We start from the raw sequence: 13,705 nt of genomic DNA, 5'->3' as shown, positions 1-13,705 counted from the left end.
GGGCGGCCCCCCTCGTGGCCAGTCACGGCGGGACGGCCCGACAGCCCGGGGCCGTACCAGGGCACGAGGGGACACGTCATATGCGGCCACAGATGCGGCCACGCCTGCGGGAGCACGTCCACTTCACGGAACGCGCCGACGGCACGTACGTGCACGCACCGCACGGCGGCACGCTCCTGCGCGGCTCCCGCCTCCACCCGTGGCTGACGCGGCTCGCACCCTTCCTCACCGGCGAGCACACCCTCGCCGAGCTGGTACGTGAACTGCCGTGCGGGCAGCGGGAAACGGTCGAGCGGCTGGTCCGTACGCTCGCACGCGGCGGATACGTGTGCCACGCGGTTCCCGAACGCGCACACGGCCTCACGGCCGACGAACGCCGCGTCCACGCCGAGCAGCTCGCGCATCTCGCGTACGTCACCGACTCGCCCCAACACCGCTTCCAGCGCCTGCGGGAGGCACGCGTCTTCGTATGCGGTTCCGTTTCCGATCCGGATTCCGTTGCCGATGCGGATTCCGTTTCCCCGTCTGTTTCCGGTTCCGCTTCTGCTCCCGGTTCGGCCTCTGCTTCCGGTCCTGGTTCAGGTTCCACCGCGGCCCTGGCCGTGCTGCGTGAGGTCGTACGGCTCGGGGTGCGGGCGGGCTTGCGGACCGTGGAGGTCGCCGTGTCGGGCGGGGGCGACATCGCGGCGGTGCGCGAGGTCGCCGAGGCGGCGCTGCGGGACTCCTCGCAACAGGTGCGGGTCACGGCGACGGGGGCGCAGGAGGCGGGCGAGGGTGACCTCGTGGTGTGGGTGAACGGCGGCGGGGGCGGTGACGCGGCCCAACCTGCCGTACGGGGCGGGCTGTTGTACCCCGTACGCCTCGGGGGCGGGGAGGCGTGGCTGGGGCCCGTGGGCGGTGACAGGCACGCTGACGGGTACGGACCCGTGACTGGGACTGGGCACGCGCGCCTCTCGGCGGGGTACGGGGACGAACCGGCAGTCACAGGCGCCGTTCCCGAGGTGACGGGGGCCGCAGCGACGGTTGTCGCCGGGCACGCCGTGCTCGCCTGCGAGCGGTACCTGACAGGAGTGGAGGACGACGGCATCGCCGTACGGGTGGACCTGCACGCACTGACGACCACGGAGCACGCGGTTCTCGCCCCCTCCCCCGCACCCTGCGCCTCCCGCGCTTCGGTCGCCGCGTGGTGGGACGCACGTGGTTCCGCTTCCGGGGACGGGCCGGGTTCCGGATGCGGTCCGGGCCCCGGCGGCGGGCCTGCCGGCGAGGGCCAACTGTGGGAGCGCGCCGACGCGTTGGCCGACCCCCGTACGGGGTCGCCGCGGGAGGTGTCGTCCGGGAGCTGGTCCCAGTTCCCGCTGTGGACATGCGGTGCCGTTCTGCGGAGTGGGCACGTAGTGGGAGCGCACGGGGCGACCCGTGAGGCCGCCCGCCGCGCCGCGCTCCTGCGCGCACTCGCCGCCGACACACCCGACCCCGACCCCGCCGACCCTGCATGGGGCTGGGACCTCGCCGCTTCGGCGCCCGTGCGCGTGCCCCGCACAGAGAAACCGGCGGGAAGCCGGCCAGAGAGCCCGGCGGGAAGCCCACCCGTCTTCATGCATGAGACAGCGAAGGCGGCGGGGGCCGACGCGGTGGGGGCCGTGGCGGACGGGCTCAGGGCCGTGGCCGAGCAGGTGCTCGCGCGGCGGCTGCGGGTGTGGGAGGCCCCGCTTCCCCAAGTGCATGGCGGCGGGCGGGCGTTGCTGGAGGCGACGGGGCGCGAGGTGCGGGTGTTCGACGCGTCGGCGGTACTGGGCGGCGTAGCCGCGCACGCGGTGACGCTGGACGGGGTCACCGTGGCACTGCGGTGCGGTGACGTGGACGAGGCGCTGGAGGCGGCGCTGGCGGCCTGGCAGGCCGAACGTGACGGTGACGCGCCGTACGCACCCCACCTGGCTGGCGAGGTACCTGAACGGCTGCGTGAGGGACCGGACTTCACCCACGAGGTTTCGGAGAAACCGGGCTCAGGTCCCGCGCGAGAGCATGCGCCGATCGATGCCCGGGTCGAAGCAGGGGTCGAAGCGCGGGGCGAGGCGGAGGCCGAGGCGCAGGCCGGACCCCGGATCGGTCCGCCGCCCGATCCGGCGGCGGTGGCACTGGTCTCGGCACTGGCGGCGGACGGGGCCCGCCCGGTTGTCGTGCCGCTGCGGGGTGAGGGGCCTTGTGTGGTGCGTGTCGTGCTGGTCAGGGAGCACAGTTGACCGAGGCGATCGGAGTGGACCATGACAGCGAAGTGGCGGACGCCCGCGGCGCGTTCGGAGCGGCGGCGACGATCCGCGTACGCGGCGAGGCCGTACGTCTGTGCGGCGACGCGGAACTGGGGCACTGGCTGCTGGGGCGGCTCGCCGATACGCCCGTACCCGCTCCGCGCGCACGCCGTTGGCTCGCGTGCGTGCGGGAGGACGTGTCACAGCCGGGCGGGACGCCCGAGTCCTACGCGGAGGCCGAGTCGGGTGCCACCGCCGCGGACGCCGCCTGGCTCCCACTGGTATGGGAGCCGGGCGCGCTGCTGATCGGGCCCCTTGGCGTGCCGGGCACGCCGGGGTGTCCGCGCTGCGCGTGGCTGCGGCGCCACCGCCATCTCGTACGGGCTCCCGCGCACGACGGGCCGTATCGACCTGCCCCGCCGTCGGGGACGGTGCTGGAGATGGTCGCTGCGCTGCTGGCCGACGAGTTGAGCACGCGCTCCGTGCCCCGTACGCGGGGCACGCTGGTCCGGGTCGGTACGGGGCGGGGCGAGATCACCCGGCATCCGGTGCTGCCCGACCCGGAGTGTCCGCACTGCGGGCCGCTGCTGCCTGGCGCCGAGCCGAATCCGGTGCCGCGCCCCGCCCCGGTCGGCGAACCAGGCCGGCTGCGCATGCTGTCGGGCGCCGAGACCGCCGCCGTCGCCGACTCGTTCGTCGACCCCTGCGCCGGCCTTGTGCACGAGGTGCGCGAGCGTGCGGAGGGCGGGCGTCCGGTGGCGGTCGCCGTGCGCGATCCGGCGTACGAGAACGCCGTTTCGTACCACGGGTACGGGCACGGCGAGGACTTCCGTTCCGCCAGGTCGGCGGCCGTACTGGAGGCGCTGGAGCGACTGGGCGGCGTGCCGGTGCCGGACGCGCGGGCGCTGCGCGGCCCGTCGGCCACCTACCGCGAGGTGGCCGGCAACGCGGTGCATCCACCGTCCTTCGGGCTGCACTCCGACGCGTCGTACGGGCTCCCCGACTTCCCGTACGTCCGCTGGTCGGCCTCGCTGGAGACGGACTGGGCGTGGGGGCGGTCCCTGACCAGGAACAGGGCTGTTCTGGTGCCCGCCGCACTGGTGCACTACGCCGATCCGCACCCACGGCGCCCGCGGTTCGTGCAGGAGTCGTCCAGCGGCTGTGCCGTGGGCGCGAGTCTGACCGAGGCGGTGCTGCACGGGCTGCTGGAGGTCGCGGAACGTGACGCGTTCCTGGCGGCGTGGTACGCGCGACTGCCGCTGACCCGTATCGACCTGGAGGCCGCCGCGGACCGCCGGGTGCCGATGCTCGCTGCATGGGCCAGGGAGCGCGCGGGGTGCGAACTGATGGCGTTCGACGCGACGTTGGAACAGGGCGTTCCCGCGGTGTGGGTGATGTCGGTCGCGGGCCACGAGGCGGTGGGCCCACCCGCCGTGGTGTGCGGCGCTGCCGCGCGGCTGCGGACCGAGGACGCGCTCGTGGCCGCCCTCGACGAGTTGGTGTGTACGTTGCTGGCCCCGCCGGCCCACGACCTGGAGCGGGCAGCCGCGATGCTGCGTGACCCGTTCCGGGTGCGCACGATGAGCGATCACGAACTGCTGTACGCGCATCCTTCGGCGCGTGAGCGGCTGGCGTTCCTGCGTACGGAGGGTGAGCGGGTGGCACCGGGGGCCCTGGACACGGCGCGGCCGTGGCCCGAAAGCTCCGATCTGGCAGCGCATGTGGCCGAGTTGGTGGCCAGGTACGCGGCGGACGGCATGGAGGTCGTCGTCGTGGACCAGACAAGGCCCGAGCACCGCGCCGGCGGGTTGCGCTGCGTGAAGGTGCTGGTGCCCGGAACGCTTCCGATGACCTTCGGGCACGCGGAGCGGCGCCTGGAGTGCCTGCCCCGGGTGCGGACACTGCCCCGCACGCTGGGGTTCCGCGCGGACGCGCTGGCGGAGAACGAGATCAACCCGCATCCGCATCCCTTCCCCTGACCTGTCCCCGACACGGCTCCGGCTCCGGCTCCGGCTACGAACCGCGCTGTCCCCGGCTCGTGTCCGAAGCGCCCGGAAAGAGGTCCGGCCCCGGGACGAGGACTGTCCCGGGGCCCGGTCGGTACGGGATGGGGGTGGGAGTGGGGTGGTGCGGGGACTGGGCAGTGCGGGCGGGGGGCCGGACGGCGGTCGTACGTGGGCTGACGCGTCAGAAGCCGGTCCGCTTCAGGAACCGGCCGCTCTCAGGGGCCGGGCACCTCAGGAGCCGGCCCGTCTCAGGAACCGTTCTCCACAGCCGCGTAGCACGAGCAGCGTGGCACCGAGGCGGTCGAGGCGGTGGTGTGGCAGGCGCAGCGTGGCACGGCTTCGTAGCAGGTGCCGCAGCGTGGGACGCCGGCCTCCTCGGCCGCGGGAGCATCGAGGTCACTGAGTGCGGCGGCGAGCTTCGCGGAAACGCTCATGTCGTGTCCTTTCGAGCGGACTTGCGTCGGCCCGGGCCTGTCCCGGTACCGCTGAATGGCTTGCCTGTGTCACACGTCCGGAATCCAGACGTGTACCGCTATCACCTCTAAGAGCGAAAACCGGTGCCTGGACGGCCAGTTGCCTCAACGGCCATGCGCGGCTGCCTCAACGCCCATGCGCGAGAGCGGCCATGCGCGAGAGCGGCCGTGCGCGAGAGCGGTCACGCACCTCAGCGGCCCGTCGCCTCAACGGTCATGCGGAGCGGTCACGCCTGACCGGTCACGCACCCGCCCGGTCACATGCCTGACCGGTCACGCACCTGCGCGGTCACCCGCCCGAGCGGTCACGCGTCCGAGCGGCCAGCTGGAGCGTCACGAGATAGAGCGTCCCGTCCGTCTCGACACCGCGTCGCAGCCAGCCCGTGCCTTCGGCCAGCGCCGTGAACTCGTCGGCCGAGCAGTAGAGGTAGTCGAACCACGGCGTCGACAGCTGCTGGTAACGGCTCCTGATCCGCAGTGTTCCCGGCAGCCGCCCCGCCGCCCGGTTTCGCCCCGTGCGCGCGCCGAGAAAACCGCCGAACGCCTGGTAGGGATCCAGGCCCTGGTAGAGGAGTGTCGCGCCGGGTGCGGCGAGAGCGGCGAGGTTGCGCAGTGCCCCGGGCGCGAGTTCCGCGTTGCCGATGACGCCCTGCCCCTCCCCCGCCAGCACGAAGGTGTCGAACGGGCCGATGCCGTCCGGTAGTTCGTGGACGCTGCCCAGGTGTGCGTCGACCCCGCGCGTGCGCGCCAGTTCCACGGCGCCCGGCGAGAATTCGATACCGGTGACGGAGCGCACCTTCTCCTGGTCGGCCGGCCACACGGCTCTGCTGCCCGCGCGGCAGGCCGCGTCCAGGACGCGGCCGGTGGCACGTACGCACACCTGGCGCTCCAGTTCGGGCACCTCGGCCGGGTCGGGGAAGTAGAACGAGGCGACGTCTCCGACGCGCACGTCACCGTCGTCCATCTCCATGACCTCGAAGGTGCGGCCGGGAACGGCGCCGCTCTGCCAGCAGTCCGCCACGGCCTTGCCGAAGGCGTCCGCCGTGGTGGGTCTGCCCGCCCTGCGGTCCTCGGCGGCTGCCGGGAGCCGCCAGTCACGGGGGTGTGGCACACGAACGGTCGTCATGAGAGCTGCCCTTCGGCTCGCGAGGAGGAGGAAGAGGGAGAGGGAGAAACGGGGGAGGGGGAAGAGGAGGGAACGGTGGCCGCGCGCCCGGCGGCGGTCACCGGTTGCTGGACGGGGACGGGTGAAGCGGCGGACGAGGAAGGGGACGGGGAGGAAGGCAGGGGCGATGCGGTCGGCGCCGGGGATGCGACGGGCGACCTGGCGGACGGGATGCGCGGGCCGGGAGCGAAGGGGACGCGGAAGACCCCTTCGGGGTCGTAGCGCTCCCGGATGGCCGCCAGCCGCGGGTAGTTGGAGCCGTAGTAGGCCCGCTCCCAGTCGGGCCGGTCGGCCTCGGCGTAGTTCTGGTAGGCGCTGCCCGAGGCCCACGGCCGTACGAGGGTGTGCAGCCCGTCGAGCGCCGCGACGGCAGCGCGCCTGTGCCGCTCGCCCGGCGCGGGGCTGAACTGCGAGAGCATGCCGAACAGATGGCTTCTGTGCACCATGGCCGTCGCATGTTCGGGCACCCGGTTGTACGCACCGCCGAGCGCCTCGAAGTCGCAGTTGCGGCTCTCGCCCGGGCGCAGGTCGCGCTCCAGCGCCGCGATCAGTTCCCGCACCGTACTGCCTGGCAGGTTGCGCCGGAAGAAGTCGTGACGGCGCAGGATCAGCGGCAGCCTTCCCTCCGGGTCGCCGCCCCAGAAGCGCAGCGAGGCCCGCTGTCCGTGGCTGGCCGTTGTGCTGGTTTCCGGGTCGCGGCCGACGGCGGCGACGAGCGCGGCGAGATGGTGTTCGAGGTCCTCGCGTGCTCCGAGCCAGGAGCCGCCGACCGCCGCGGGCTGGAGCCCGTCCCAGGTCTCGCCCGCGGTGATCCCCGCCATGCTCGACAGGCCCGTCGGTGCGCGTGGCCCCCACTCCTGCCACGCGCTCAGCACGCGTGCTCGGCAGTCCGAGTGCCAGCCCAGGAGGAAGTCGGTGACGGGGACTTCGGGGCGCGTACGGAAGCCGAGCGAGGTCACCACACCGGGAACGAGGGGGCCGGCGCCGCGCAGCGCCCAGAACAGGTCGGGGTGCCGCTCGGCGTCGCACTCCACCACGCTGCCGTCGGCGAGTACGACGCGTGCCGAGGTGAGGCTGTCGAGGGTGTATCCGTAGCGGCGCCCTGTGGTGCCCATGCCGCCGCCGAGGGTGAGGCCCGCGACGCCGACGGTGGGGCACAGCCCCGTCGGCACGGCCCTGCGGCCCGTGTGCAGCGCGTCGGCGAAGGCACCTGTGCTGGTCCCCGCGCCGCAGCTCGCGTGTTCGCCGTCCACCGTGACGGCGTCCAGGGGCGAGACATCGACCACGAGTCCCGGGCCCGTGGAGAAGCCCGCGAAGCAGTGTCCGCCCGCGCGGGTGTGGATGCGCAGTCCGTGGGGCGCCGCGAAGCGGAGGGCCTCGCGCACGTCGTTCTCGGTCGCGCAGCGTACGACGGCCGCGGGCAGCTCCGCGTCGTGGCGGGCGTCGGCCGTACGGCGCGCGGTGTCGTATCCAGTCTCCTCGGGGAGCAGCAACTCCCCCGCCAGACCGCTCCGCAGGGCCGCCCAGGAGGCTGCCCCGGGAGCGATTGGCGACTTTCCGTATCCGTTCACGCACTCAAAGTATCCATTTTTGTACACCCCAACACGCCACTGCTACGGTCGCTTGTCGTGATGAGAGATACACACACAGTGACCGTCGCACGTCAATTGACGCTCCCCGCCTATGAGGTGGCGCTGCCCCACGAGGCCCCGGGTCTGGCCGCACAGGTCGCGTACGAACCGCTGTGGCCGCGCTTTCTCTTCGCGGCACCGAGCATGCGGCTCTACTCCCCGCTCGCCGCACTGTGGCCGTACGCCCAACTTCTGCTCGCAGCGCCGGAGTCGGGGCGCCTGCTGGGCTGGCTGGACACGGCGCCCGCCTACTGGGACGGCGACGACGAGGCGCTGCCCGGCGGCTGGGACGCGCTGATGGAGCGTGCGGTGGAGGGCCTGCGTGCCGGACGGGCCCCGGACACCCTCGCGATGATGTCGCTCAGCCTGCTGCCCTCGGCGCGCGGCAAGGGGCTGGGCAGCGCCTGCGTCGAACTGGTCCGTACGCTGGCCGCGCTGCTCTCCCTCCGCGCTGCCCTCGCGCCTGTCCGTCCGACACGCAAGTGCGCGCGTCCCCGTGAGCCCATGGCCGACTACATCCGCTGCAAGCGGCCTGACGGGCTCCCGGAGGACCCCTGGCTCCGCACTCATGTACGCGCGGGCGGACGGGTGGTGGGGGTCGCCGCCGAGTCCACCGTGATGGAGGCACCGCTGACCGACTGGCGGCGCTGGGGCGCCGCGCTCTCCCCCGACGGCGTCTGGACGATCGAGGGCGCGCTCGCGCCGCTCGAACCGCTGCCCGACGGCTGTTCGGCCCGGTACACCGAACCGAACGTATGGGTCGTCCACACCCCGTCGGCGCCGCCCGACCTCTCCCCCGCCCGCACCTGGCGTCCGTGACGGACGGGCACCTTCCGGCCCGCGCTCCTCTCCGCCCGCCTCCGGCTCCGCCCCACCGCCCCCCGGCTGCGCCGACGCGGCGCCAACGGGCGTGTCCGGCTCGCGCCGGGCCGCGCCGGACATACGGTCGGCGCATGTGGGAGGCGATGTTCGAGAGCGGAATCCCGTACGCGGAGAAGGCCGTACGGACGGTGCTGGTGTACCTGTCGATCGTGGTGCTGCTGCGGCTGGCCGGGAAGCGGGAGCTGGCGCAGGTGAACACGTTCGACCTGGTCGTGATGCTGCTGCTGTCGAACGTCGTACAGAACGCGGTCATCGGCCCCGACACCAGCGTGTCGGGCGCGGTCTTCGGCGCCGCCGTGCTGGCCGGGTCCAACGCGCTGCTGGTGCGGGCGGTGGCCCGCTATCCGCGGCTCAACAAGCTGTTCGAGAGCGCCCCGTTGACGCTGGCGCGCGGCGGGCGCTACGACATGAGCGCGGTGCGGCGCGTGGGGCTGCGGCTGCCCGACCTCGCGGTGGCGATCCGTAAACAGGGCGGCGACCATGTCTCGGAGACCTCGTCGGTGACGCTGGAGCCCGGCGGCACCCTGCTGGTCCGGCTCACGGAGGACGACCAGAGTGCGGACAAGGCCGACATCAAGGAGCTGAGGGCCGCGCTGAAACGGCTGGAGCGGCGGCTGGACGACACCGCACGCTGAGCGTGCCACGCCGGACCCGCCGGACCCGCCGTCGAGACCGCCGAGCCGTCAGCCGACGCCCTTGAAGTCCGGGCCGAGTACGAGGGTGACCTGTCCCGCTGCCGCCTTCGCCGCCGCTTCCGGCTTGACGTCGCCCCGTATATGGGCGGCGAGTATCCGGGCCTGGGCGCGCTGCCCCTTGGGGTAGGTGATCTCGGTGCTGTCAGCGGACGCGGCGGCGTTGCCCGTGGTGGCGGGGATACCGAGCTTGCGCAACCGTCCGGCCGCCTTGGCCGCCGCACCCGGTTCCTTGGTGCCGTTGAGCACCTGGACGCGCACCTGGCTCGCGTAGATCTTGTCGGACGCCGCGGCCTTGAGTTGCTTGCTGGTCACCTCGCGGTCCCTGGCCAGGTCGGAGAAGAGCTTCCCCGCCTGCGGATGCTGCCAGACGACATTCGCCTTGTCGGTGGGGATGTCGGCCTCGCGCGGGTAGTTGGGGACGGTCAGGAAGTGCAGCCGGTCCGACGGTATCCCCTGCACGCTGGAGGCGAGTTCGGCGAGCGGCTTGATGCCGGCGATCTCCTCGTCCGTGGTCAGGGACTTGGTGGCCGAGTCGAGGAAGCCGTAGAGGTCCTTGGGGCTGGTGAGCTTCTGGCGTGCCTTGTCGGCGAGCGCCTGCATGAACTCCTGCTGCCTGCCGATGCGTCCGGTGTCCGAACCGTCGCCGACGCCGTAGCGGGCGCGTACGTAGCCGAGCGCCTTCTCGTCCCGGATGGTCTGGCAGCCCGCGTCCAGCTTCAGATGCGCCTTCTTGTCGTCGATGGGCTCCTTGGGGCAGACCTCGATGCCGCCGAGCGCGTTGACCATGCCCTTGAAGCCCTGGAAGTCGACCGACATGAAATGGTCGATGCGCAGTCCGGTGTTCTGCTCCACGGTCTTGATGGTGCAGGCCGCTGCGCCAGTGACGTCCCCGGTGGTACCGCCTATGGCGAAGGACTCGTTGATCTTGAAGGAGTGCGGCTCGGACGTGGTGCCGTCCCCCTTGTCGCAGGCCGGTATGGGGACGTAGGAGTCGCGGGGCAGGGAGAGGACGCCCGCCCATTTGCGGTCGGCCGACAGGTGCATCACCATCAGCGTGTCCGACTGCATGGTCTCCAGACCCTTGCCGTACTTCGCGTTGGCGCCCTCCCGGGAGTCGGAGCCGACGACCAGGATGTTCTTGGAGCCGGGGCTGAGGTTGTCGGGGCGGTCGCCGCCGAGTTTGCCCTTGATGCCCGCGGAGTGGATGTTGCCGTCGAGGCTCATGTACAGCCAGGCGCCCGCGCCGCCTCCGAGCAGCACGAGCGCCGCGAGTATGCCTCCGCTCCAGAGCGCGATCCTCCCCCGCCGTGTGAACCGGGTCTTCTTGGCGCGACCTGCGCGCTTGTGTCCGGCACGACGCCGGGAAGTCGTCTTCTGCCCCACCAGCTGGATACTACAGACGTGTAGAACTCAGCGGCAACGCACGTCCGGCCGTCACCTGCACAGAAGTTGACCGCACGGCAGTCGCGCACCCCGTAAGCAGCGCGCCCAGAAGTCGCATGCGAGGCACTCGCACACCCAGAAGTCACATGCACGGAAGCCCGCGCGCCCGGAAGCAGCGCGCCCGGAGGCCGCGCACACGAGGGCCGCATACACAGGACCCGCATGCCCCGGAGCGCCGTCGGGGCTACAGCGGGGTCGCGGCCTTGAGGACGAGGAAGAGAGCCAGCGACGCGTTGAGGGACGAGACGGCGGAGACCGTGGTGCCCGCGGCTGCGATGAAGGCCGCGAGTCCCGCCGGGCTGGCCGCCGGTGGCCAGCTGCGCGAGGGCGGTACGGGCTCCAGCAGCGCGGCGACCCTGCGCGGCACGGGCCCCGCTGCGGCGAACGCGGCGATGCCGGGCGCCGAGACGCCCTTCGGCGCCAGCAGCGCGGCCCGCGCGACGGCGCGCGCGGTCACCTTGCGGTCCCCGACCGCGTCGGCCGCGTCCTCGTCCGCCCAGCGTTCGGCGTGGTAGGCGACGGCCTCGCGCAGTGGACGCAGCAGCGGGTTGGCGCAGCCGGCGAGCCGGGTGACCAGCAGATAGCGGTGGTGCCGTGAGGTCAGGTGTGCGCGCTCATGCGCGAGCAGCGCCTCGCGCTCGTCCCGGTCGAGCGCGCTCAGCATGCCCGTCGAGGCGACGATCCTGCCGGGCGAACGGGAGGTGCCTGGCAGCGCGTACGCGTACGGCTCGGGGTCGGGCAGCACGGCGAGGTCGGAGCCTGGGTCGTGCGGCAGCCCGGCGAGCGCGGCGTGCGCGCGCGTCCGTACGCGCCGGTGGCGGTGCACCGTGACGCCGCCCGCCGCGACGACCGCTGCGAGCACGGCGATGGCGGTGGTGCCCGTGACCTCCGGGTACGGCACGACAGCGCGTACCTCGGGGTCGGACCAGCCGTCGGGCAGCGGGTTGCCGGGAAGCTGCGCCGTGCCGACGACCATCAGCAGCAGCAGACAGACGGTGCTGCACAGCGCGAGCACGCAGCCGAGCACGGTCAGCAGCCGGGTCGCGCTGCGCGGATGGAGATGCTGCCCTGCGACGCGCACGATGGGCAGCGCGGTCAGCGGCAGAACGAGCGGCAGGAAGACAAAGACGCCCATCTCTCAGCCCTCCCGGTCCTCCGGAGGGGGCGACGGATCCTCGGCGGCGCGCAGCAGCTCCCGCATGAGGCGCTCGTCGTCGGGGTTCAGCGAGGACACGAAGCTGGCGAGCACCGCGTCCCTGTCCGCCTCGCTGTCCAGGACCCTGCGCATCCGCAGCGCCGCGAGCCCCGCCTCGTCGGCCACCGGGTTCCACACGTAGGAGCGGCCCTCGCGGCTGCGGGTGACGGCCTGCTTGGTGTGGAGCCTGGTCAGGATGGTGACGACCGTGGTGTACGCCAGGTCACCGCCGAGCCGCTGCTGGACCCAGGCGGCCGTCACAGGACCCGGCGCCGTCCCCAGTACGGACAGCACCTGTGCCTCCAGCTCGCCCTGGCCACGCCTGCGGGCGCCCGCGCGGCGCTCGCCCTCGTGGCGGCCCTCGCCGCTGTCTGCCATGCCGGCCGTCACCATCCCTTCCGTAGCTCCACCCCGGGCCACTGCCCGGATCGCCGGGGTGGAGCCGCATCCTACTCAGAAGGGCGCTGTGCTCAGAGGTCGAACTCCTCCGGCGCGATCTGGAGCGCGAAGCACGCCTCGCGGACGATCGCGCGCTCGTCCTTGTCGAAGTCGCCGTCGGCGCCGCCGATGACGATGCCGATCTGGATGACGGCGCGGGCCTCGGTCTGCTTCTTGGCGACCTTGCCGATGGTCTGCATGATGCTGACCTTGCCGAAGTCGAAGTCGGTGGTGAGCTTCTGGCAGTAGTCGTTGAACCGCTGCTGAAGGTCGTCGGCGGGGAAGTTCTGCAACACCTCGTTGGTACCGATCAGCGCGGCGACGCGCTGGCGCTCGGCTGCGTCGACGGAGCCGTCGGCCGCGGCAACCAGGGCACACATGGCCATGCTCGCGTCACGGAACGCACCGCTCTTGAGGTCGTTCTTCTTCGCGTTGAGCTGCGACTGCATCGTCGTAGCCGATTCCTTGAGCCGATCCCACAGGGCCATGAACGTTCCTTCTGCCGGGGCCAGTTGAAGGGTGCCGCGCGTTTCCGCGGCACCCTTCACAGCGTCTACTACACCTGCGTAGAACTTATCAGCTCCGGCCCCGCGACCACGAACTCAGCTCACTGTCAGTGACTTGAAGGCCCTGGTCTGCTCGGTGATGGCGCGCTCGGTGGGCAGCCGCTCGACGGAGGAGGCACCGAAGAAGCCGACGACGCCCTCCGTGTGCTCCAGTACGTAGCGCGCGTCCTCCGGTTCTGCGATCGGGCCGCCGTGGCACAGAACCAGGATGTCCGGGTTCACGCGCCTGGCCGCGTCGTGCATGCCCTGCACAGCGCCCACGGCCTGGTCGAGCGTGAGCGCGGTGCCGGCGCCGATCGAACCCTTCGTGGTGAGACCCACATGCGGCACGAGGACATCGGCCCCCGCACGCGCCATGTCGGCTGCCTGCTCCGGGTCGAAGACATAAGGAGCGGTGAGCATGTCCCGCTCACGGGCGAGGCGCACGGCGTCGACCTCCAGGCCGTATCCCATGCCCGTCTCTTCGAGGTTGGTACGGAAGACGCCGTCGTACAGGCCGACGGTGGGGAAGTTCTGCACGCCCGCGAAGCCCATCGTCTTGAGCTGGTCGAGGAAGCGCCCCATGTCGCGGAAGGGATCCGTGCCGCAGATACCGGCGAGCACCGGGGTGTCCTTGACGACGGGCAGCACCTCGCGGGCCATGTCCACGACGATCGCGTTCGCGTCCCCGTACGGCAGCAGCCCGGCGAGGGAGCCGCGGCCCGCCATGCGGTAGCGGCCCGAGTTGTAGATGATCAGCAGGTCGACGCCGCCCGCCTCCGCGCACTTGGCCGACAGTCCCGTACCTGCGCCGGCACCGATGACGGGCTTCCCGGCCGCCGCCTGCGCACGGAGACGGGTGAGGGCTTCTTCGCGGTCCATGGGGTGTTCCTTTTCTCTGGGGAGTGGGTGCTCTATGGGGGGCTGCTCTGGGATGAGTGCCCTATGGGTGGCTGCTCTGAGGTGCCTGCTCTATGGATGGC

General features: G+C 72.2%; 12 protein-coding genes. 4 read left to right on the top strand and 8 right to left on the bottom strand.

Annotated features, from left to right (window positions below; genetic code table 11):
• Window positions 1-80 precede the first annotated feature (80 nt).
• Window positions 81-2,243, top strand: a complete 2,163-nt coding sequence (locus NMN56_RS03475; protein WP_274042238.1) for a hypothetical protein — start codon at window positions 81-83, stop codon at window positions 2,241-2,243.
• On the top strand, window positions 2,240-4,228 hold the full coding sequence (locus NMN56_RS03470; RefSeq protein ID WP_274042237.1) for a TOMM precursor leader peptide-binding protein: 1,989 nt from the start codon (window positions 2,240-2,242) through the stop codon (window positions 4,226-4,228). Before NMN56_RS03475 ends, NMN56_RS03470 begins: the two co-directional genes overlap by 4 nt.
• A 275-nt stretch (window positions 4,229-4,503) precedes the next feature.
• Here NMN56_RS03470 and NMN56_RS03465 read toward each other — a convergent pair whose 3' ends face one another.
• From NMN56_RS03465 to NMN56_RS03455, 3 genes are all read right to left on the bottom strand, one after another.
• Window positions 4,504-4,689 (bottom strand): hypothetical protein, encoded by a 186-nt coding sequence (locus NMN56_RS03465; protein WP_274042236.1) that lies wholly within the window; start codon window positions 4,687-4,689, stop codon window positions 4,504-4,506.
• A 328-nt stretch (window positions 4,690-5,017) separates the two neighbouring features.
• The gene (locus NMN56_RS03460; RefSeq protein WP_274042235.1) at window positions 5,018-5,854 is read right to left on the bottom strand and encodes a class I SAM-dependent methyltransferase; all 837 of its coding nucleotides are present in this window, start codon (window positions 5,852-5,854) and stop codon (window positions 5,018-5,020) included.
• Window positions 5,851-7,464, bottom strand: coding sequence for an FAD-binding oxidoreductase (locus NMN56_RS03455; RefSeq protein WP_274042233.1), 1,614 nt, complete (start codon window positions 7,462-7,464; stop codon window positions 5,851-5,853). The genes NMN56_RS03460 and NMN56_RS03455 overlap by 4 nt, the downstream gene beginning before the upstream one ends.
• Before the next feature lie 78 nt (window positions 7,465-7,542).
• On the opposite strand from NMN56_RS03455, the gene NMN56_RS03450 reads away from it, so the two are divergent.
• Entirely contained in the window at window positions 7,543-8,343 is an 801-nt protein-coding gene (locus NMN56_RS03450) for a hypothetical protein (RefSeq protein ID WP_280842727.1), read from the top strand.
• A 134-nt stretch (window positions 8,344-8,477) separates the two neighbouring features.
• Window positions 8,478-9,041: a DUF421 domain-containing protein gene (locus NMN56_RS03445; RefSeq protein WP_274042231.1), complete on the top strand. Its 564-nt coding sequence runs from the start codon at window positions 8,478-8,480 to the stop codon at window positions 9,039-9,041.
• A 48-nt stretch (window positions 9,042-9,089) separates the two neighbouring features.
• On the opposite strand, the gene NMN56_RS03440 is transcribed toward NMN56_RS03445, so the two are convergent.
• The 5 genes from NMN56_RS03440 to NMN56_RS03420 form a co-directional block, all read right to left on the bottom strand.
• On the bottom strand, window positions 9,090-10,484 hold the full coding sequence (locus NMN56_RS03440; RefSeq protein WP_488199809.1) for an LCP family protein: 1,395 nt from the start codon (window positions 10,482-10,484) through the stop codon (window positions 9,090-9,092).
• Window positions 10,485-10,728: 244 nt separating this feature from the next.
• Window positions 10,729-11,679 carry a M56 family metallopeptidase gene (locus tag NMN56_RS03435; RefSeq protein ID WP_274042230.1) on the bottom strand — a complete coding sequence of 317 codons (951 nt, stop codon included), beginning with the start codon at window positions 11,677-11,679 and terminating at the stop codon, window positions 10,729-10,731.
• 3 nt (window positions 11,680-11,682) lie between these two features.
• A complete protein-coding gene (locus NMN56_RS03430; RefSeq protein WP_274042229.1) occupies window positions 11,683-12,117 on the bottom strand; it encodes a BlaI/MecI/CopY family transcriptional regulator in 435 nt (144 codons plus the stop codon).
• Window positions 12,118-12,209: 92 nt separating this feature from the next.
• Window positions 12,210-12,665 carry a tellurite resistance TerB family protein gene (locus tag NMN56_RS03425; protein ID WP_274042228.1) on the bottom strand — a complete coding sequence of 152 codons (456 nt, stop codon included), beginning with the start codon at window positions 12,663-12,665 and terminating at the stop codon, window positions 12,210-12,212.
• Between the two features lie 114 nt (window positions 12,666-12,779).
• Window positions 12,780-13,604 carry a phosphoenolpyruvate hydrolase family protein gene (locus NMN56_RS03420; RefSeq protein ID WP_274042227.1) on the bottom strand — a complete coding sequence of 275 codons (825 nt, stop codon included), beginning with the start codon at window positions 13,602-13,604 and terminating at the stop codon, window positions 12,780-12,782.
• Between the last annotated feature and the right edge of the window lie 101 nt (window positions 13,605-13,705).

The sequence above is a fragment of the Streptomyces iconiensis genome, assembly GCF_028657195.3.
GTDB lineage: Bacteria > Actinomycetota > Actinomycetes > Streptomycetales > Streptomycetaceae > Streptomyces > Streptomyces iconiensis.
This window is presented reverse-complemented; position numbering and strand designations above follow the sequence as displayed.

What these genes read in the sequence shown, in the direction of transcription:
- NMN56_RS03475 (WP_274042238.1), top strand. Translation starts at nt 81, where the DNA reads ATGCGGCCACAGATGCGGCCACGCCTGCGGGAGCACGTCCACTTCACG.
- NMN56_RS03465 (WP_274042236.1), bottom strand. Translation starts at nt 4,689, where the DNA reads ATGAGCGTTTCCGCGAAGCTCGCCGCCGCACTCAGTGACCTCGATGCT.
- NMN56_RS03460 (WP_274042235.1), bottom strand. Translation starts at nt 5,854, where the DNA reads ATGACGACCGTTCGTGTGCCACACCCCCGTGACTGGCGGCTCCCGGCA.
- NMN56_RS03445 (WP_274042231.1), top strand. Translation starts at nt 8,478, where the DNA reads ATGTGGGAGGCGATGTTCGAGAGCGGAATCCCGTACGCGGAGAAGGCC.
- NMN56_RS03435 (WP_274042230.1), bottom strand. Translation starts at nt 11,679, where the DNA reads ATGGGCGTCTTTGTCTTCCTGCCGCTCGTTCTGCCGCTGACCGCGCTG.
- NMN56_RS03430 (WP_274042229.1), bottom strand. Translation starts at nt 12,117, where the DNA reads ATGGCAGACAGCGGCGAGGGCCGCCACGAGGGCGAGCGCCGCGCGGGC.
- NMN56_RS03425 (WP_274042228.1), bottom strand. Translation starts at nt 12,665, where the DNA reads ATGGCCCTGTGGGATCGGCTCAAGGAATCGGCTACGACGATGCAGTCG.
- NMN56_RS03420 (WP_274042227.1), bottom strand. Translation starts at nt 13,604, where the DNA reads ATGGACCGCGAAGAAGCCCTCACCCGTCTCCGTGCGCAGGCGGCGGCC.